This is a genomic window from Novosphingobium malaysiense (assembly GCF_000802225.1).
GTDB classification, from domain to species: Bacteria; Pseudomonadota; Alphaproteobacteria; order Sphingomonadales; family Sphingomonadaceae; genus Novosphingobium; species Novosphingobium malaysiense.
Genome location: NZ_JTDI01000001.1, coordinates 908,643 through 928,110, shown reverse-complemented (window position 1 = coordinate 928,110; position 19,468 = coordinate 908,643). Strand labels below are relative to the sequence as shown.

19 protein-coding genes are annotated in these 19,468 nt (G+C 64.7%); 15 read left to right on the top strand and 4 right to left on the bottom strand.

The window, feature by feature from the left end:
* Positions 1 to 119: 119 nt before the first annotated feature.
* From LK12_RS04080 to LK12_RS04065, 4 genes are all read left to right on the top strand, one after another.
* Positions 120 to 719, top strand: a complete 600-nt coding sequence (locus LK12_RS04080; RefSeq protein WP_231568233.1) for a DUF3617 domain-containing protein — start codon at positions 120 to 122, stop codon at positions 717 to 719.
* Between the two features lie 11 nt (positions 720 to 730).
* A complete protein-coding gene (locus tag LK12_RS04075) occupies positions 731 to 1,510 on the top strand; it encodes an esterase/lipase family protein (RefSeq protein ID WP_039279529.1) in 780 nt (259 codons plus the stop codon).
* A 48-nt stretch (positions 1,511 to 1,558) separates the two neighbouring features.
* The gene (locus tag LK12_RS04070) at positions 1,559 to 2,632 is read left to right on the top strand and encodes an LLM class flavin-dependent oxidoreductase (RefSeq protein WP_039279528.1); all 1,074 of its coding nucleotides are present in this window, start codon (positions 1,559 to 1,561) and stop codon (positions 2,630 to 2,632) included.
* Positions 2,633 to 2,795: 163 nt separating this feature from the next.
* Positions 2,796 to 4,775 carry a hypothetical protein gene (locus tag LK12_RS04065; RefSeq protein ID WP_039279521.1) on the top strand — a complete coding sequence of 660 codons (1,980 nt, stop codon included), beginning with the start codon at positions 2,796 to 2,798 and terminating at the stop codon, positions 4,773 to 4,775.
* 18 nt (positions 4,776 to 4,793) lie between these two features.
* Here LK12_RS04065 and LK12_RS04060 read toward each other — a convergent pair whose 3' ends face one another.
* The gene (locus tag LK12_RS04060; protein WP_039279519.1) at positions 4,794 to 6,314 is read right to left on the bottom strand and encodes a YifB family Mg chelatase-like AAA ATPase; all 1,521 of its coding nucleotides are present in this window, start codon (positions 6,312 to 6,314) and stop codon (positions 4,794 to 4,796) included.
* Between the two features lie 142 nt (positions 6,315 to 6,456).
* Between LK12_RS04060 and LK12_RS23695 the strand changes: the two genes are divergently transcribed.
* From LK12_RS23695 to LK12_RS04030, 7 genes are all read left to right on the top strand, one after another.
* Complete coding sequence (locus LK12_RS23695) at positions 6,457 to 7,227, top strand: alpha/beta hydrolase (protein WP_052223136.1); 771 nt, start codon at positions 6,457 to 6,459, stop codon at positions 7,225 to 7,227.
* Positions 7,228 to 7,296: 69 nt separating this feature from the next.
* Positions 7,297 to 7,431 carry a 50S ribosomal protein L34 gene (rpmH, locus tag LK12_RS04050; RefSeq protein WP_039279517.1) on the top strand — a complete coding sequence of 45 codons (135 nt, stop codon included), beginning with the start codon at positions 7,297 to 7,299 and terminating at the stop codon, positions 7,429 to 7,431.
* Between the two features lie 178 nt (positions 7,432 to 7,609).
* Positions 7,610 to 7,993 carry a ribonuclease P protein component gene (gene rnpA, locus LK12_RS04045; RefSeq protein WP_039279515.1) on the top strand — a complete coding sequence of 128 codons (384 nt, stop codon included), beginning with the start codon at positions 7,610 to 7,612 and terminating at the stop codon, positions 7,991 to 7,993.
* 26 nt (positions 7,994 to 8,019) lie between these two features.
* Positions 8,020 to 8,250, top strand: a complete 231-nt coding sequence (gene yidD / locus LK12_RS24110; protein WP_231568248.1) for a membrane protein insertion efficiency factor YidD — start codon at positions 8,020 to 8,022, stop codon at positions 8,248 to 8,250.
* Between the two features lie 58 nt (positions 8,251 to 8,308).
* Positions 8,309 to 10,093, top strand: a complete 1,785-nt coding sequence (yidC, locus tag LK12_RS04040) for a membrane protein insertase YidC (RefSeq protein ID WP_039279513.1) — start codon at positions 8,309 to 8,311, stop codon at positions 10,091 to 10,093.
* A 1-nt stretch (position 10,094) separates the two neighbouring features.
* Entirely contained in the window at positions 10,095 to 10,736 is a 642-nt protein-coding gene (yihA, locus tag LK12_RS04035; protein WP_039279511.1) for a ribosome biogenesis GTP-binding protein YihA/YsxC, read from the top strand.
* A 122-nt stretch (positions 10,737 to 10,858) separates the two neighbouring features.
* Positions 10,859 to 11,986, top strand: a complete 1,128-nt coding sequence (locus LK12_RS04030; RefSeq protein ID WP_082010333.1) for a DUF47 family protein — start codon at positions 10,859 to 10,861, stop codon at positions 11,984 to 11,986.
* 14 nt (positions 11,987 to 12,000) lie between these two features.
* On the opposite strand, the gene LK12_RS04025 is transcribed toward LK12_RS04030, so the two are convergent.
* A complete protein-coding gene (locus LK12_RS04025) occupies positions 12,001 to 12,423 on the bottom strand; it encodes a DUF2141 domain-containing protein (RefSeq protein ID WP_156135373.1) in 423 nt (140 codons plus the stop codon).
* Positions 12,424 to 12,537: 114 nt separating this feature from the next.
* Between LK12_RS04025 and LK12_RS04020 the strand changes: the two genes are divergently transcribed.
* Both LK12_RS04020 and LK12_RS04015 read left to right on the top strand, forming a co-directional pair.
* Positions 12,538 to 13,203 (top strand): glutathione S-transferase family protein, encoded by a 666-nt coding sequence (locus LK12_RS04020; RefSeq protein WP_039279507.1) that lies wholly within the window; start codon positions 12,538 to 12,540, stop codon positions 13,201 to 13,203.
* Positions 13,204 to 13,205: 2 nt separating this feature from the next.
* Positions 13,206 to 14,048, top strand: a complete 843-nt coding sequence (locus tag LK12_RS04015; RefSeq protein ID WP_039279505.1) for a S1/P1 nuclease — start codon at positions 13,206 to 13,208, stop codon at positions 14,046 to 14,048.
* Positions 14,049 to 14,344: 296 nt separating this feature from the next.
* Here LK12_RS04015 and LK12_RS04010 read toward each other — a convergent pair whose 3' ends face one another.
* Entirely contained in the window at positions 14,345 to 15,781 is a 1,437-nt protein-coding gene (locus tag LK12_RS04010; RefSeq protein ID WP_039279502.1) for a methyl-accepting chemotaxis protein, read from the bottom strand.
* A 495-nt stretch (positions 15,782 to 16,276) separates the two neighbouring features.
* A complete protein-coding gene (locus tag LK12_RS04005; protein WP_039279501.1) occupies positions 16,277 to 16,741 on the bottom strand; it encodes a cupin domain-containing protein in 465 nt (154 codons plus the stop codon).
* 56 nt (positions 16,742 to 16,797) lie between these two features.
* Here LK12_RS04005 and dapE point away from each other — a divergent pair, with 56 nt between their 5' ends.
* Both dapE and LK12_RS03995 read left to right on the top strand, forming a co-directional pair.
* Entirely contained in the window at positions 16,798 to 17,955 is a 1,158-nt protein-coding gene (gene dapE / locus LK12_RS04000; RefSeq protein WP_039279499.1) for a succinyl-diaminopimelate desuccinylase, read from the top strand.
* Positions 17,956 to 18,098: 143 nt separating this feature from the next.
* Entirely contained in the window at positions 18,099 to 19,337 is a 1,239-nt protein-coding gene (locus LK12_RS03995; protein ID WP_039279498.1) for a dicarboxylate/amino acid:cation symporter, read from the top strand.
* The last annotated feature ends 131 nt before the right edge of the window (positions 19,338 to 19,468 follow it).

Here is a 19,468-nt window from a genome sequence, read left to right as displayed (position 1 = left end):
GGGTATGCGCCGGTCCGCCGCAATGCGTTGTTGGGCGATGGGCCATTGGCACCCGGAAGGGGCGATGATAGCCCTTCTTCCCTTGCAATTGGCCGATCCGCGGCGAAAGGGAGTGTGAGATGAAGAAAGTTTCGAAGGCCGAACTGATGCGCAGGGGTGCGCTAGGGGCCTGTCTGGCTGCGGCGATGTTGCCGCTGGCCGGGTGCGGTTCGAAAGAGGACGCTTCGAGCGAGCCCGCAGCCGTCGCCCCCGGGGAAGAAAAATCGATCGATGACGTCAAGCGCGAAGCCGGCAAGCTTATCCGGCCCGAGCCCGGGGCATACAAGCAGACAGTCGAGATTGTCGACATGCAGGTCCCGGGCCTTCCGGATTCGGCCTCCGCTCAGATGAAGAACATGATGAAAAAGGTGGAAACGCATACCTTGTGCATCACCGAGGAAGATGCGGAACAGAGCTACAAGGACATGTTCGAGAACGTCGGCCAGGATGGAGATTGCTCCTACACCAAATTCGACGTTTCCGGGGGGCGGCTCGATGCTCAGATGCAGTGCTCGACGCCCGAATCCGGTCAAGCCACCATGACCATGAATGGCACTGTCGGTGAAACCAATTCGGACATCATGATCGGCATGGACGTGACGGGCAGCCAAGGGCCCATGGGCAACATGAAAATGAAGATGCACATGATTTCGGAGCGTACCGGCGAATGCGCATCATGACGCAAAGGTAGATGAACGGAAGGCAGGACAGCGACGTGGACGGCGCATTGCGGCATCAGATGGGGTCACTGCGCGAGGCCCTGGCGCGCCGCGTCGCCTTCGTGCGGGAACGGCATCCGGACGGGGTCGCCAAGCCGCCGCTCCAGCTTCTGCTCGGCGAATTGCGGTCGCTTTATCGCGGACGCGTGAAGGAACCCGCAGTCCAGCCTGCCGTCCATCCCATGCCCGTGATGCTGCTGCCCGGCTTCGGTGCCCATCCCAAGAGGATGAAGCCGATGGCCAATGCCCTGAAGGCAGCCGGACATCATCCCTACGAGTGGGGCCTCGGTTTCAATCTGGGGCCCAACCAGCATAACTTTACCTTCCTCATGCGTCGGGTCGCCGCGATCGCCCATGAGCACAAGGCGCCCGTGGCGCTGGTCGGATGGAGCCTGGGAGGCCTGTTCGCGCGCGAAATCGCCCGCCGCGAACCGCAGATGGTCGCCAAGGTCATCACCATGGGTACGCCCTTTTCGGGGGACATGCGCGCGAACAATGCCTGGCGCGCCTACCAGGTGATTACCGGCCACTCGGTGGACCAGCCGCCGATCGAGTGCGATTTCGCGACCAAGCCACCGGTGCCCACCATCGCCCTGTGGAGCCCGCGCGACGGCGTCGTCGCCCCGCGGGCTGCCTGCGGCTGGCCGGGTGAACGCGATCGGGCGGTATCCCTGCGTTGCACGCACCTCGATTTCGCGAGTGCCCCCCCAGTCATAACCGAAGTGCTGCGCCAGCTAGATTTCGGCGATTGATTTCTTCCTGCATCGCCGCGCAGACTGTCAGGCGAGGGAGAGAAGACCATGCTGGAGTTTTGGCGGGCCGGTGGCTCGAACACGGGTGCGACGCCCGAACTGGCTCGCGAAGTCGAGGCCGAAGGCTGGGACGGCCAGATGTTCATGGATTCGCAGTGCCTTTCGGCCGATCCATATGCGCAGATGGGCGTCTGGGCCTGCTCTACCGAGCGGATCAAATTGTCGACCGGCGTCACCAATCCGCTTACGCGCAACCTCGCGGTCACGGCTGGCGCCGCCGCGACGATCCAGGCCATCAGTGGTGGCCGCGCGGTACTCGGCATCGGCCGCGGCGATTCCGCGCTGGCCTATCTCGGACATGCACCGGTCGGCCTCAGGCGGTTCGAACAGGCGATCCGGCACCTGCAGGTGCTGCTTTCGGGAGGCGAAGTCCCGTTCGAGGATTTCGGTTCCGCGGGCGATGCCCCATCAGTCCATTCGCTTTCGCTGGGCCAGCGACCCGAAAGCGTTCGCCTCAAATGGTTGCCCGAGGGATTGCCGAAAGTACCGCTCGACGTGGCCGCCACCGGACCCAAGGTCATCGCCATGTCGGCACCGGTTGCAGAACGCGTCACCTTCAGCGTGGGCGCCGAACCGGAGCGCATGCAATGGGCGCTGGACGTCGCCCGCAAGGCCCGCGCCGAAGCGGGGCTGAACGATAGCGGCATCTCCTATGGCGCTCAGATTGTCGTCGTCTGTCATCCGGACGAGGCAACCGCAATGGAGGTCGCCATGCACATGGCTCCGCCGCTCGCCCGCTTCCAGACCATGCAGGGGCAGGTTGGGCCGGTCGATGCCGCCACCCGCGAGGACCTCGGCAAGATCCAGAAGGGCTACGACATGACCGAGCACGGGAACGTGGCTTCCAAGGAGCGCATCGTCGGCGGCGCTCTCACGCCCGATTTTGTCAAACGCTTCGCCGTCGTGGGCACGCCCGATCACTGTTTCGAACGCCTGCGCGAACTGCTCGCGCTCGGGCTGGAGCGCGTCGTTGCCGTGGGGCCGGGGTTCTATCCGGCAGATTGGGGCGAGGCAGCCGGCCTGTTTGCCAGGGAGGTCTTGCCGGCGCTGAAGGCGGGCTGACCTTCACAAGTTCATTTACGAAGACGGAAGGAGGCACCGAAAGGACGAGCCGATCCCTGCTGCCCGAACGCTGAACGGGCAGGCCACACGATGTTCAGATACGTTCAGGTAAAACCGGCAAGATATGAACGAAATCGAAGTGGGGGATGGAAGGAGATCGGCCATGACCACATTCCGCTTGGCGAGACTGCTGAAATCCAGCCTTTCCGTCTGCGCACCCGTTGCGCTGGTTGCCACCCTGTCCGCTTGCGGGCCCGACGACGGTGAGGCGTCTGCCCTAGGACCGGCGGCCGATGTGCAGTGGCCCACGAATCCGCTCGGCGTGAACGGCGGCGAGGCCCTTGCCATGCCTGCCATGCCGGAGGCCCGGCCGATGATCGAAGAGCCGCCGGCAGCGCCCGCGCGGTACGATGCAAGCTATCGCGAGGCGCCCGCCTACTACGACAGCTATCGTGACGACTACGCCCGTCCGGACCCTGCCTACTATGAACAGGATACCGGGCTGGACAGCTATGCCATGCTCGCGCTGGCAGCGACGTTGGGCAGTGTGTTGGCGGATTCTCCGCCCGACTATGGTTTCCGGTACGGCGACGTGGAGCCGTGGGCATGGCGCACGGGGGACGATTACGTGCGCTACGCGGAGCCGATCCGCGGGGGCTCCTATCGCACTTACTACTATGCGCCGGGACAGGATTATCCCTTTCTCGTCCGCGATCCCTATTACAGCTATGGCTATCGCGAAGACCGGGTGGTGGTGATCTATGATCGCGCCGGACGCGTGCTGGATCCCCATCGGGCCCGCATCCAGCGCAGGATCGGCCGGCGCTACTTCGACCGCTCCAGGGAACTTCACCGCGCCGCCCTGCGCAGCCACCACCGTGGCGTGTCGGCCCCGCGTTGGGCTCGCCATCGCCACCATTTTGCCGAGGCGCAGCGCGATTGGGAGCGCAAGCGGCGTGACCGTAGGGAATGGCGAGCATGGGATCGGCGCCATGAGCCGGCCTTGACGGCCCGCTGGTCGATGGAGCGGGCAGCGCGCAACTATGCCGGCGACCGTTTCAGTTCTTGGCAAAAGGCGGACTATCGCGGCCCGGCACCTCGCTTTTACAGGGAAGCCAGGAAGAATCGGGCACTGATGCACAAGGTCCGTGCGGAACGCGCGCGGGTCTACAGGGTATCCCGCCAGGAAACGGCGCGCCGTGCGTCACGGTTCGCGGCGCGCGGCCACCGCGAGGTACCGAAGTTTGCCGAGACTCACGCACGACGGAATCTGGATCGTCATCCCGGGCAAGTGCGCCGCGCTGCGTTGCAGAGGAAGGCGCAAATGCAAAAACTCCGCGCCGACCGGAAGCAGATCGAACGCAGGCGTGATGCTCGTCGTAATCTTCTGCATCGACGCGAGGTCCAGCAGCATACCCGGCGCGGGTCAAATCGCCATTTTGCAGGCCAGCACCAGCATCAGGTCCAGCGTCGGAAGCAGACGCGGCACCATGCGGAGGTGCGCGGCCGGATGGACGCTCGCCGCAACCTGGCTGCACGCCAGGAGCAGGCGGGCAAGGCGGCGCGCATGCAGGCGCAGCGCAAGCACAAGGCCAAGGTGGCTGAGCGCAGGCAGTCGAGGGCGGCGAAGGCCGAACTCGCAAGGCACATGCAGGCGCAAAAGGCGAGGGCGGCACACAAGGCGCAGGCGCTGCAAAAGGCGCGCGCTGAACACAAGGCGCAAGCCCTGCAAAAGGCCCGGGCTGCCCAGGCTCGCGCGCAACATGCTCGCGAAAAGGCGCATCGCCAGAAACAGGCTCGCAACGCGGCAAAGGTGCGCCGACAGCAAATGGCCCGCAAGGCGGAGCAGGCAAGGCAGGCGCAGGCCCGCAAGGCCGAAGCCAGAGCCTTGGCGCGCAAGGCCGAACAGGCGAGACAGGTCCAGGCCCGCAAGGCCAGGTCCCGAGCCTTGGCGCAGAAGGCCAAGCAGCAGGCCCGGCAGCAACAGGCAAGACAACAGGTCAACCGCCGGCACGCGCAGCAACAGGCCAAGCAACGGCAAGCGCACCAGCGTCGGGCTCAGTTTCGGCAGGCCAAACGGCGTGCTCAGGCCCAAAGACATGAGGCGAGGCGCAAGACCGGCGGCCACCTGGCGCACAACTGACGCCGCCGGCGGCCGTCGCTAATTGCGGGGCGGTTGCCTGCGGTAGCTGAGCGCTTCGGCGACATGGATGCGGCTTACGCTTTGCGCATCTGCGAGATCGGCAATGGTGCGGGCCACGCGCAATATTCTCGTATATCCGCGCGCGGACAGGCGCATGGCCTCGGCCGCCTGCATCAGCAGGGCGCGTCCGTCCCCGTCGGGCGTGGCGTATTGCTCAAGCAGGTCCCCGTCGAGGTCTGCGTTCGTGCGTAGCGGGGTGCCCTCCAGCCGGGCAGTCTGTATCTGGCGCGCCCGGGCCACGCGGACGGCAACTTCGGCGCTGCCGTCTCGCGGTGGTGGTAGCGCGAGGTCGGCAGCGCGGACGGGGTCTACCTCGACATGCAGGTCGATGCGATCAAGCAGCGGACCGGATACCTTGCTCTGGTAGTCGGCAGCGCATTTGGGCGCACGCGAACAGGCCAGTGCCGGATCGCCCAGATGCCCGCAGCGGCACGGGTTCATCGCGGCGATCAGCTGGACGCGCGCTGGGTAAGTGACGTGGGCGTTGGCCCGCGCCACTGTCACTTCGCCCGTTTCGAGGGGCTGGCGCAGCGAATCCAGCGCTTGTCGCTGGAACTCGGGCAGCTCGTCGAGAAACAGCACGCCAAGGTGTGCCATCGAGACCTCGCCCGGGCGCACGCGCAGCCCGCCTCCGGTGAGCGCGGCGATAGAGGCCGAGTGGTGCGGGGCGCGATAGGGGCGGGCGCGGCTGATGCGGCCGTTCTCCAGTGTGCCGGCCACCGAGGAGACCATAGAGACTTCCAGCGCCTCGGTCGGGGTCAGCTCGGGAAGGATGCCGGGAAGGCACGAAGCGAGCAGAGACTTGCCGGCGCCGGGCGGGCCGACCATCAGCAGGTTATGCGCCCCGGCCGCCGCGATCTCCAGCGCGCGCCGGGCGGTCTCCTGTCCCTTCACCTGCTTGAGATCGGGGCCCCGCGCCGGTGGATCGACTTTGCCGGGTTCGGGGGGCGGCAGGACCTGGTTGCCCTTGAGGTGGTTGAGCAGGCTGACGAGATTGGGCGCGGCGACAACGGGCACGCCATCGGCCCCTCCACCCACCCAGCCCGCTTCGCTGCCTTGCGCGGCAGGACAGATCAGCCCCTTGTCGCACTCGCTGGCATGAAGCGCGGCAAGCAGGACGCCGGGGGAGGGGATAACCCTTCCGTCGAGCGCCAGTTCGCCCACCGCCACGAAGTCCGCCATCTGCTCGGCGTCGACGATACCCATGGCGCTCAGCAGTGCGAGCGCGATCGGCAGGTCGTAGTGCGAGCCCTCCTTGGGCAGGTCGGCGGGAGAGAGGTTCACCGTGATCCGCTTGGGCGGAAGCGCAAGGCCCATCGCGGTCAGCGCCGCCGATACGCGCTGGCGGCTCTCGCCCACGGCCTTGTCCGGCAGGCCGACGACCGCGAATGCCGGCAGGCCCGGCGCGACCTGGCATTGCACTTCGACGGCGCGTGCTTCGAGTCCGAGATAGGCCACGGTCGAAACCAGCGCGACCACGAAGTCCCCCCTGCATTGGATGCGTGTTTTCTCTGTGTAGGCGCCAGATGGGGGCGGTGCGAAGGCAAGGAATTGATCCCTTACAACGTTTTAACCTTCTTCCTCATCACTTGGGTAAGCGCGCGAGCCGCATTTTCCGGCCATGCGCTCGTCCCGTGCACTCCTCATGTTGCTTGGCCTGTTTACCGCGTCCCCCCTGTCGGCGCAGACCATCGACTATGAGTTCGTGGATCTGAATGCCGATCGGATTCACGACGGCGGCGAGCGCAGCCTGCCTGCCCGCTGGCACACCGAAGATTTAGCCGCGTTGCCTGCAGGCGTTGCAACCTATGGACCATTCCGGGTTCTCGATGCGCAGCGCGCTGCCCTGGTCGACGTCACCGACGCGAGCACTCCAGCGCAGTTCGCAGCAATGTTGCGCGACCATCCCGGCATTGCCGAAATCGAGATGGTCGATTGCCCCGGAACAGAGGACGACCTGGCCAATCTGCGCCTGGGCCGCATGATTCGTGACAGGGGCATCGCCACGCATGTTCCTGCTGGCGGTTCGGTCCGCTCCGGCGGTGTCGAACTGTTCCTTGCAGGCGCGCGCCGATACGCCGATCCGGGTGCCGAATTCGCGGTACACTCCTGGCAGGACGATACCGGCCTTGAGCCCGACGACTACTCGCAGGACGATCCGGAAAATCGCCGCTACCTCGACTACTATCGGCAGATGGGGATGAGTCCGATCGAGGCGGAGGCATTCTATGCCATGACCAATTCGGTTCCTTTCGAATCGGCGAAGTGGTTCGGTACCGGTGTGATGGGATTGTGGGTCAATCTGGATCGCGCACCGGCCGGCAACGTCGCAATGCAGGCCCGGACGTCCTTGACTCTCACGCTGGCCTCCAGTAACGGCCCCCGTCTGTAAACGGTCGTCCGCCGCGGGCGGCCCTTTTTGTTCGGTCCTTCGGGGCCATGGAATTTTTCGAGGACTGACATGAAGCGCACTTTCCAGCCCAGCCGCCTTGTCCGCGCCCGTCGCCACGGTTTCCGCGCCCGCACGGCGACTGCCGGTGGCCGCAAGGTGCTTCGCGCCCGCCGTGCCCGCGGCCGCAAGAAGCTCTCGGCTTAATCTTCTCCAGCCTCACGGCTGGATGCGGCACCGGCCCGCGCCGCCGTCCGAAGTCCCGCAACGCTCAGGCGTCGGGCAAGCGGGCGGCAGTGCGGGCCGCCGTCGTTTGGGGGCGGGCAAGGCGCGAATCGGTGAGCATGGTTCCGCTGCCTCGGTAATGCCTGTAGACGCTAGGAAGATGGCTTGCTCCTATACCACGATGACCCGCCGGTCCGATTTCCTTGCCGCCAATCGCGGCCTGCGAGTCGCACGGCCCGGGTTCGTGTTGCTCGCCAATGCCAACCAGGGCGAGGGGCAACGCGCCGGCATCACCGTCACCAAGAAGATCGGCAACGCCGTTGTGCGCAACCGGATGAAACGCCGTTTCCGCGCCCTGCTTCGCGATGTGCTGCCCGAACACGGCCTTGCCGATACCGACCACGTGCTGATCGGACGGGACGGCGGCGTCGAGCGGGATTTCGGCCTGCTGCGCGAGGAACTGGTGGCCGCGCTCGGGCGGGCAAGAGCCGGCAAGGGCGACCCGGCCCGCCGCAAGGGCGCACCGCGCAGGAGGCGCAAGTGAGGCGGGTATGGTCCTTTATCGTGTCGCTGCCCGGCCTCCTGCTGATCGCGATTGCCCGCGCCTGGCAACTGGGCCCTTCGCGCATGATGCCGCCGACTTGCCGCTACAGCCCCTCGTGCTCACAATACGCCATCGAGGCGGTGAAAAAGCATGGTGCGATTAAGGGTGGAAGCCTTGCGATATGGCGTCTATTGCGCTGCCAACCTTGGGGCGGGCACGGTTATGATCCCGTACCGGACTTGAAGCAGAAAGACTGACGAGAAGCGGGCGGCCCACGATGTCGCGGCTTACGGGAATACGACAGGAAACGTCTTCGTGGATAATCAGCGCAACATCATCCTGGCGGTCGTTCTGACTGCCCTTGTCCTCTTCGGATGGGAGGCCGGCGTCGGCTACTTCTATCCGCAGACGAAGACACCGACCAAGGTCGAGCAGGCAGGTGGCGCTGAGGAAGCCGCGGAACCGAGCAATCCCGCCAAGATCAAGCCGACCCGCGAAGGCGGCCTGCGCGATGCGGCGGAAGTCGCGCTCGAAAAGCAGGACCTCAAGACCGCGCTGGCTGGCGGCGGCCGCCTGCCGATCGAGGCGCCCGGGCTTTCGGGCTCCATCAACCTTAATGGAGCCCTGATCGACGATCTCGTCATCAATCGCCACCGCGAGACGGTGAAGAAGGATTCCGGGCCGGTCCGTATCTATTCGCCCGCCGGTACGCCTGCACAGCAGTTTGCGCAGTTCGGCTGGGTGGGCGAGGGCGTGGCCACGCCCGATGGCCAGACCGCGTGGAACGCGCCGGCCGGTGCGAAGCTCACGCCGTCCAACCCCGTCACGCTCACCTGGGACAACGGCCAGGGACAGATATACACGATCACGCTGAAGATCGACGACGATTACATGATCACAGCCGACCAGCGGGTGGTGAACAAGGGCTCCGCGCCGATCACCATCCAGCCCTTCGGCTTGGTCAATCGCACCGACCAGACGGCCAGCCTCGACACCTGGAACGTCCACTCCGGCCCTATCGGCGCATTCGATGGTTCGGTGACGTTCGGCACCAACTACGATGACGTCTCGGACGCGAAGATCGTCAAGGAAAGCGGCAACGCCGACTGGATCGGCTTTACCGACGTGTACTGGATGTCGACGCTGGCGCCGGTCGGCGCGACGGCCGACGGGACCTTCCGCTCGCTCGGCGACCATATCTTCCGCGCCGACCTGCTCTACGATCGCGAAGTCGTTCAGCCCGGTCAGGCTCTGACGCGCGAGACAAAGCTCTTCGCCGGCGCCAAGGAGCATGAAGTTCTCGACGCCTACGAGAAGCAGGGCATTCCCAACTTCGGCCTCGCCATCGACTGGGGCTGGTTCCGCTGGTTCGAAAAGCCGATCTTCTGGCTGCTGACCTCGCTGTTCGGTCTCGTCGGCAACTTCGGCGTCGCGATCATCCTGCTGACGGTGATCGTTCGCGGCATCATGTTCCCGATCGCCCAGCGCCAGTTCGCTTCGATGGCGGCAATGCGCGCAATCCAGCCCAAGATGAAGGCGATCCAGGACCGCTACAAGGACGACAAGCAGAAGCAGCAGCAGGAAGTCATGGCGCTGTACAAGAAGGAAGGCGTCAATCCGCTTGCCGGTTGCCTTCCGATGTTCCTGCAGATCCCCGTCTTCTTCGCGCTGTACAAGACGCTGATCCTCTCGATCGAGATGCGTCACCAGCCTTTCGTGCTGTGGATCAGGGACCTGTCAGCGCCTGACCCGCTGCATATCCTCAATCTGTTCGGCCTGCTCCCGTTCGATCCTCCGGGCTTCCTCGGGATCGGTATCCTGGCGCTGCTGCTGGGCGTGACGATGTACTTCCAGTTCAAGCTGAACCCGGCGCAGATGGACCCCACCCAGCAGCAGATCTTCTCGCTGATGCCGTGGTTCATGATGTTCGTGATGGCGCCCTTCGCTTCGGGCCTGCTGCTGTACTGGATCACCTCCAACCTGCTCACCATCGCCCAGCAGAAGTATCTCTACAGCCGTCATCCGCAGTTAAAGGCGCAGGCGGACAAGGATGCGCAGGACAAGCAGCGGGCGCTCGACCGCGAGAAGAGCAAGGCCTGAGGTGGAAGACAATCCAGAGGATCTGACGGAGCGCGCGCGCAAGCTTTTCTCGGGGCCGGTCACGTTCCTGAAGAGCGCGCCCGCGCTCAAGTTCCTGCCCGATCCCGAGGTATCGGAAGTCGCGTTCTGCGGCCGCTCGAACGTCGGGAAGTCCTCGCTGCTCAATGCTCTGACGGGGCGCAAGGCGATTGCCCGAACCTCGGTCACGCCGGGGCGTACGCAGGAGCTCAACTTCTTCGACGTGGGCGATCCGCTGCAGTTCCGCTTGGTCGACATGCCCGGCTACGGCTTTGCCAAGGCCCCTCCCGCGGTGGTCGAGAAGTGGCGGCGCCTGGTGCGAGACTTCCTGCGCGGGCGGGTAGTGCTCAAACGCACGCTGCTGTTGGTCGATAGTCGCCACGGCGTGAAGCCGGTCGACGCCGAAATGATGCAGATGCTCGACGAGGCGGCCGTGGGATATCGCATCGTCCTTACCAAGGCGGACAAGATCAAGGCCAGCGAACTGGAGAAAGTTCGCGCTGCTACCATTGCCGAAGCACGCAAGCACCCGGCGGCATTTCCGGAGGTGCATGTCACAAGTTCTGAAAAGGGCATGGGCATAGAAGAACTGCGCGCTGCCGTGCTCGGCGACGCGGAACTTTGACCGCGGGCCGGGGGTTTTCTGAGGGTAACCCGGCTTTTTCGCCATTGTGACGATTGTGTGACAAGGGCGTCTCGAGTAAGGGCACGCTCCAGTTTGCGTCAGGGAAGGAGGAGATCTCGCCGATGCGCCAGATTGCCGTGCTTCCCTATAGAACCCTTGGCTCAGCCGTCGACGCTCCCATTCAGATCCTGCTGATCACCTCGCGCGAGACGCGCCGCTGGGTCATTCCCAAGGGTGGGCTGATGAAGGGGCTGGCGCCGCATGCGGCGGCGGCTGTGGAAGCAGAAGAAGAAGCGGGGGTCCTCGGTGCAGTTTGCCCGACGCCCATCGGATCCTATCGTTATCGCAAGCGTCGCCGCTCCGGCGCATCGGTCTGGGCCGATGTCGATGTCTTTCCCTTTGCCGTTACCGAGGAACTCGACACGTGGGACGAGCAGCACGAGCGCGAGCGCCGCTGGTTCTCGCTCGCCGAGGCTGCCGAAGCCGTCGACGAGGAGGACTTGCAGGCCCTTATCAGGTCGTTCGGTGCAAGTGAATTTCGCGCGGCTGCCAGCACCTCTCGGCTGATGGGTGCCGTCGCGGACAAGACGGGAGTGAACACGATGTTCGCCTGGATCCGCAGGCGCCTGAACCGGACCGATTTCTTCGAACTGTTCGAGCAGCAGGCGGTGATCCTGATCGCCGGCGCCGATGCACTTGCGCGGCTTGCGCAGGGCGGCATCGGTGCCAGCCGCGCGGAGCACATTCGCGAGATCGAGGAGCGCGAGCATGATGGCGACGACATCACCCGGGAGGTCCTGCAGGCTGTAAGGCGCAGCACGGCCCACCCGTTCGACCGGGCAGCGATCACCGACCTGATTTCCACGATGGACGATGCCATCGACGCGATGCAGCAGACCGCCAATGCGGCAGACATCTACGACGTAACCGACTTCGAACCCGAGATGCGCGACATGGCGGCGATCATCGTCGATGCCGCGCGCCTTACCGCGGAGGCCATGCCGCTGCTGCGGAACATTGGTTCCAACGGTCACCGTCTCCACGAACTGACCGAGCGCCTGGTCCGCATGGAGGGGCATGCCGACGAGATCCATGCCGCGGGCCTGAAACGCATATTCAAGGAAAGCAGCGCCCAGGCCCCTCTCGATTTCATCGTCCGCCAGGAGATGTTCAAGCGGCTGGAGCGCGTGATCGACCGCTTCGAGGACGTTGCCAACGAGATCGACGGCCTCGTGATCGATCACGCCTGACGCTTGGGCGCGGGCTAGGGAATCTTGTGCACGGCGAAGGAAATGCGCGTTGCCTCGCTGCCGTGGTCGAAGGCGGCTGCCGCGAATTTCGGGCGGGACAGCTTTACCCGCACGTCGTTGGAAAAGCCGACCAGTTCGAGTGGCATGCCGATGAAGTTGCGGTCCGCCTTGCCGTTGCCGTTGGCATCCCAATAGGCCTGCGCGGCATAGCGACCGGGCGGCACGCCGGGGACGGTCACGGTCGTTGTACCGGCCTTGGCGGGCGCTTCTGCCGACCAGGGGCAGTCCTCCCGGGTGAACTGCCTGGGCGGACACACATCGACATGGACTATGCCCTTGGCCCCGGTGATACCGGACACCGCCACCACCACCGGCGCGCCGGGCGATGCTGCGCCCAACAGCAGTGGGCAGGCCGTAAGAGCAACGAGTCTGCGCATGGCGCTTTTATGATCCAACATGGCTCGCAAGTCCATGATGGAAATTGCGCTTCGACCTCGACAGGCGGCGTCCGACACCCTAGGTCCGCAGCAAAGCCAGAGGGACCCCCGCCCGTGAAGCTCATCATCGGCAACAAGAACTATTCAAGCTGGTCACTGCGCGCCTGGCTCGCCTGCAAGCAGTCCGGCCTGCATTTCGACGAACTGACCGTGCCGCTGTTCGGTGAGGACTGGGAGCATCGCAAGCAGAGCTCCGATGACCTTGCGCCGAGCCATGGCAAGGTTCCCATCCTGTGGGATGGCGAGGCCGTGGTGTGGGACAGTCTGGCAATCATCGAGTACCTTGCCGACAAGGTCGGGCGTGATCGTTTCTGGCCGAAGGCGGAGGATGCGCGGGCCATGGCACGCTCGATGGTGGCGGAAATGCATTCCAGCTACCTGCCGCTTCGCCGCTCCTGCCCGATGAATATCCGGGCCAAGGTCAAGGGCGCGCAGATCGACGAGGACGTGCGTGCCGACATCGTGCGCATCCTCACGCTATGGGCCGAGGCGCGCGCGCGTTTCGGCAAGGGCGGGCCGTTCCTGTTCGGCACCTTCAGTGCCGCCGACGTCATCTATGCGCCCGTGGTCAGCCGCTTCCTCACTTATGGCATCGGCGTTCCCGGATTTGCGCAGGCCTACATGGAGGCGGTCTGGGAGCATGAGTGGATGCAGCAGTGGGTCGCAGCCGCCGAAGCCGAGGACTGGGTGATCGAACAGTACGAAATGCCGGTGACCTGAAGATGCGCGCAGTATGGCTGCTGGTCGCGGCGCTGGTTTCCTTCGTGGCCTCGCCGGCGCTTGCCTGGGGTGCCTATGGCCACCGTACCGTGGCGGCGATCGCCATGAAGAACGTCACGCCGCACACCCGCGCCGAGATCCGCCGCATTCTTCATGCCGAGCCGCAGCTGGTGACCCCCGACTGCCCGGTGAAGACGCTGGAAGATGCTTCCGTGTGGCCCGATTGCGTGCGCCAGGATGGCGCGCGCTGGGCCTATACCTTCCCCTGGCACTACCAGAACATCTCGGTGTGCAGGCCTTTCGACATCAAGGCCAAATGCGCCTACGGCAACTGCGTCAGCGCACAGGTCGAGCGCAACGCGCGCCTGCTGGCCGATCGCCGTCTGCCCGCCGAACAGCGGCTGGAAGCGTTGATGTTTCTCACCCACTTCGTCGGCGATCTGCATCAGCCGCTGCATGTGGGCGAGAACGACGACCTCGGCGGAAACCGGATCAAGGCCGACTACGGCATCGCGCCGGGGTTGAACCTGCACTGGATCTGGGACGGGCCTGAGGCCGAGCGGGCCATTTCCTCCGCCAATCCGCCGCTGGTGCGCCGCTACAGTGCCGCGGAAAAGGCGCGCTTCGCGACCGGCAGTGTCGAGGACTGGGCGAGGGAAAGCTGGCAGGTCTCGCGCGATTTCCTTTACCCGGCCGCCTTCGGCACACTGCCCTGCGCCGGGGACGAGGCCGACCATGTGGTGTGGAGCAACGAAGCGATCGAACAGGCCATTCCCGTCGTCGATGAACGCATCGAACGAGCCGGGTTGCGGCTGGCGAAGATGCTCGACGAGGCGCTCGGGTGAGCGCGGGCTAACTTCAAAGTTTGTCCACCCCAGCGCTTGTGAGTTTGGAAAATCGTTATTTTCCAGATCGTTGCGGCGCGTGTAATTTCACGCCTTGCGACGCGTTTTCAGGCTGCACGACTTTACGGTTCAAAGAGCGGGGCACGGGGATGCCCCGCGCAGTGTGACAGGCGCCCGGCGGGTAGGAAAACGGCCATGCCGCCGTGTCGGGCGAACCACGGGAAAGGGGCCGAACCCTGTGGATTCAGCCCCTCGCCATCGGTTGTACCGGTTTTGAAAAACCCGAGCCCCCCAGTTCAGAATTCGGACCAGTCCTCGTCGATGACTTCCGGTTTGAGAGCGAGATTGCCGTCGACGGTGGCGGCGGCCGGCCGCGGTGCCGGCGAGGGCGAGGGCGCGGCAGAAGGCCGAACGCTTGCGATCTTCGCCGGTGCGGCCTTGGCTGCGGGCGCCGTGTTCGCATCGAAGGTGAAGCGGCCCACCACGTTTGCGAGCACTTGCGCTTCGTCGGCAAGCGAGCGCGTCGCTGCGCTGGCTTCTTCCACCATGGCCGCGTTCTGCTGGGTCACGCGGTCGAGATCGCCCATCGCGGCATTGACCTGGCTGAGGCTGGCCGCCTGGCTCTGGGCATTGGTGGCGATGCCGGAGATCTGCGTGTTGATCTCACCCACGCGCGAAACGATCTTGGCGAGCAGTTCGCCGGTCTGGCCGACCAGTTTCACGCCCGAGCCGACATGTTCCGATGAGGCGGTAATCAGCGCGCCGATGTCCTTTGCGGCATCGGCAGAACGCTGCGCGAGGGCGCGCACTTCGGTGGCGACGACCGCGAAACCCTTGCCGGCATCGCCGGCGCGGGCGGCTTCGACGCCGGCATTGAGCGCAAGCAGGTTGGTCTGGAAGGCGATGCCGTCGATCACGTCGATGATCTGTTTGATCTCTTCGGACGACTGTTCGATGGATGCCATCGCCTTGACCGTCTGTTCGACGACCACGCCGCCTTCGGTCGCTTCGCGGTTTGCCTCCGCGATCGTCTGCTGCGCGCCCACGGCCGAACTGGCGGATTCGTTGACGCCCTGGGTGACCTGGTTCATCGCTGCGGACGTCTCTTCGAGGCTGGCCGCCTGTTGCTCGTTGCGCCGCGAAAGGTCGTCGGATGCAGCATGGATCTCGGTGGAGCCGGTAAGCACGGCATTGGCCGTCTGGCGAACCGAGGAAAGCGTGTCGGTGAGCGAGGCTACCGCACGATTGAAGTCGTTGCGCAGCGCTTCGTATTCAGCGGGGAACGGCTCGTCGATCCGACAATCGAGGCGGTTGCCGGCGAGCGCCTTGAGCGATTGACCCAGCTCGGTCACGACCACTTGCTGGGCCTTGCCGGCTTCCTGCACGCGCACGGCATTGTCGCGGAACGTGGCCATCGCCGTCGTCATGCGGCCGACGCAGTCCTCGTACTCGGTGTACTGGATATGGCTCGCCGTGTCGCCTGCGGCCAGCGCTTCCATGCGAACCACCGTGTTGACATAGGGGCGGCAAATACGGTCTGTGGCGATCAGGACCGTGGCGACGATGGCGATGGTCGCCAATACCGAGGTACCGATCAGCACGGGATCCGGCAGCGCACCCAATGTCGCCAGAACGGTCGTTGCCAAGCCGACCATACCGAGCCCCGTGTGGATGAACAGCAGGACTCGGAATTTCTGCCGGATGGGCGCTTTCTTTTCAAACCACTCAAGCATGACTTGCGTTCTCCTGCCTATGGCGCGGTTCAATCGACGGAACTGGCCGGCCAGGCGTCATCGCTCCCGGCCCTGTTAAAAAATGTTCATCGACACATAGCTCCTATGTGCAGTTTTACACTTTCGGACGCATAGGGGAGATTGCGTAATTGAATGGTATCGTCGACAATAATGTTCCCTAACGTCAGTCATGACGCGCTCGGCTGTAATGCTTGTTATGCATGGATTTATGCAATGATCTGTAGTTCGATAAATTAGCGTCGTTCCTGCGGCGAAATACTATAGAGCCTATGACAAGTATTAGGGTCCGGGGTCTTGGGAGACACCGATAGAGGACAACCGGCCTGAAGTTGGCACGCCCGAGGTTCCTGATCTTGGGGAGTGCACACGGATACCGGCACGGTGCGGCGGCTTTCAGTTCATGGGCAGGCATGCCGCACACCCTGCGTGCCTGCATGGCGTTGCGCTTGCCGGGTGTTTGCAGGCGAGAACCGGCTAGCGCATCCGCTCGGCGGGATAGGGCGTCCCGTCCTTGTGGAAGTACCCGTCGCCGTTGAATTTCATGTCGATGTCCGGATAGGCACCGGTGCCTTCCTTGTCGCCCGCGCTGATTGCGATGAAGCTGCAGTCCGCATCGCTTTCATTGATCAGGTGGTGGCCGTTCGCCACGCCCTTGGCCCAGGCGCACACGTCGCCCGGCTTCAGCACGGTGCGTCCGTTGTCTTCGACCAGCACGGCTTCTCCGGTGAGCATGATCAGCAGTTCGTCCTCGTCGTCGTGCCAGTGGCGCTGGCTCGACCAGGCCCCGGGCTTCAGCACGACATGGCTGGCGCCCATTTCGGTCAGTCCGCCTGCGGGTGCGAGCCGGCGCCACCAGCGGCCGGAAACGGCCTCGTCGAAGGGCGCGGGGTAACCGGTACGGTTGGATGGCTGGATCGCTTCGATGTCGAGCTTGGGCATGGCGGCTTTCTCCTCCCTATGGCTATCGCGGCGGGCTTGTGCGAATAGCGCGGGCTATGTCCCAGACTGCCTCCTCCGCCGCAAGCGTAACCGAACTTGCCGAAGCCCTGATTGCCTGCCCCAGCGTGACGCCGGCCACCGGCATGGTGTTCGATTGTCTGGAGCAGCAGCTGGCTCCGCTCGGCTTCGAGGTTACCCGGTTCGTGGCGGGCGAGGCGCCCGATGGCCCGGTGGAGAACCTGTTTGCCGTCCGGCGCGGCCCGGAAGGTTCGCGGCACTTCGCCTTTGCCGGTCACCTCGACGTGGTGCCACCGGGCGAGGGATGGACGACCGCGCCTTTCCTGCCCGAACGGCGTGGCGACCTGCTTCACGGACGCGGCGCGGTCGACATGAAGGGTTCGATTGCGGCGATGGTCGCGGCCGTGCGCGAGATTCCGGCAGAGGCCGGCTCGGTCAGCTTCGTCATCACCGGCGACGAGGAAGGCCCAGCGGTTTACGGCACCCGCGCGCTGATCGACCTCATGCGCGAGCGCGGCGAGGTTCCGGACCTGTGCCTCGTCGGCGAACCGACCTCGGTCCACCGGCTGGGCGACATGATGAAGATCGGCCGGCGCGGATCGGTCAACATCTTCCTCGATGTCGACGGAGTGCAGGGCCATGTCGCCTATCCGCACCTGGCCGACAACCCGGTGACGAAGCTGGTGGCCATGCTTGGCGAACTCGATGCGCTGTCGCTCGACGAGGGGACCGACTGGTTCCAGCCCAGCAACCTCGAGATCACCGACATCACCGTGGGCAATCCGGCGCACAACGTGATCCCGGCCAAGGCTTCCGCGCGCATCTCCATCCGCTTCAACGACCTGCACACCGGCGCCGAACTGGGCGCGCGCGTGACCGCGATTGCGGAGAAGCATGGCGGCAAGGCAAGGCCGGTGATTTCGGGAGAGAGCTTCCTGACTGCGCCGGGCCGCTTCTCCACGCTGCTCGCCGAGGCCATACGTGCAGAGACCGGCGTGGACCCCGAACTGTCGACGAGCGGCGGCACCTCCGATGCGCGCTTCCTCAAGGACCTGTGCCCGGTGATCGAGTTCGGCCTGTGCAACGCGACGATGCACAAGCGCGACGAGGCCGTGGCGATGGACGATCTCGACGCGCTGGCGCGCATCTACCGCCGCGTGGTGGAAGCGGCGCTGGCGGATAGCGCCGCCACGTGACGTTGACCCGATGAGTTCGGGTGTTAGTCTCGCCTGAAATTTTCTTGCGGGCCTGAGATTTTCTTATGGGGGTGAGCGGGTGGCCTGTCATCTCCGGGCAGCCGCAAGACGTTCGGGTTCGCTGCCGATTCTGGGGATAGTCCATGCTTCGATTCTGGTTTGCCATTCCGCTCTGGCAGCGCGTGATCGCCGCGCTGGTGCTGGGCACGATCACCGGCCTGCTGTGGGGACCGGACGCGGAATCGATCAAGTGGATCGGCGACTTCTTCATCAAGGCGGTGAAGATGCTCGTGGTCCCGCTCATCTTCTTCTCGCTGGTCTCTGGCGTCGCCGCCATCGGCGACTTGCGCAAGCTTGGCGCGGTCGGCGGGCGGGCCCTGCTGCTCTTCGTCGTCACCGGGCAGATCGCGGTGTGGCTGGGGCTGGCGCTCGGCACATTCTTCAAGCCGGGGCTGGGCATCGATGCCAGCGCGATCGAGCGCGGAGCCACGCCCGCGCCCAACAACACCACAGCCGTCGACATGATCCTCTCGATGGTCCCGGAAAGCCCGGTCAAGGTCATGGCCGACGCGCAGGTTCTGCCGCTGATCGTCTTTGCCATGCTGATCGGCATCGGCATTCTCATGGCGGGCAGGGACGGCGAGCCGATGGCGAAGATCTTCGACAGCGGCTCGGTGGTCATGCAGAAAGTCACGATGATCGTGATGGAGCTGACCCCGTTCGGTGTCTTCGCGCTCATGGCCTGGGTTTCGGGCACGCTGGGGCAGGACGCGCTGATCGCCCTCGCCAAGCTGGTCGGCCTCAATTATCTCGGCTGCCTGCTGATCATCTTCGGCATCTATTCGGCGATGATCCACTTCCTGGCCAAGCTGCCGGTGCATGACTTCTTCCGCGGCATCATCGATGCCATGGCGGTGAGCTATTCCACCGCCTCGTCCAACGCGACGCTGCCGGTGACGCTGCGCTGCGCCGAGCGCAACCTGGGCGTGAGCAACTCGGTGGCCAGCTTCGTGATCTCGCTGGGCGCGACGATCAACATGAACGGCACGGCCATGTACCTCGGCCTTGCGACGCTGTTCGGCGCGCAGGTCTTCGGCGTGGACCTGTCGTGGGGCGACTACTTCCTGATCTCGATCCTCTCGACGCTCGGCGCGGTCGGGGCGGCGGGCATTCCGGGCGCGGGTCTGATCATGATGGCGCTGGTCTTCGGCGCGGTGGGCGTGCCGCTGGAAACGATCGCCTTCGTCGCCGGTGTCGACCGGATCATGGACATGATGCGCACCACCACCAACGTCAGCGGCGATGCTGCCGTCGCGACGACGGTGGCGGTGATGACGAACGAGATCGACCGCGCGGAAATGATCAGCGCCGACGACGTCTAGGGCGCCTCGGGCGCGAAGGCCCCCGCCTCCTTGACCAAGCGGTATCGCATGTCTGGAACGCGCGCGGGAACATCGTAAATGTTCGAGGGTGAAATAGAGCCCTGAAAATCGCATCATACGCCATCCACTGT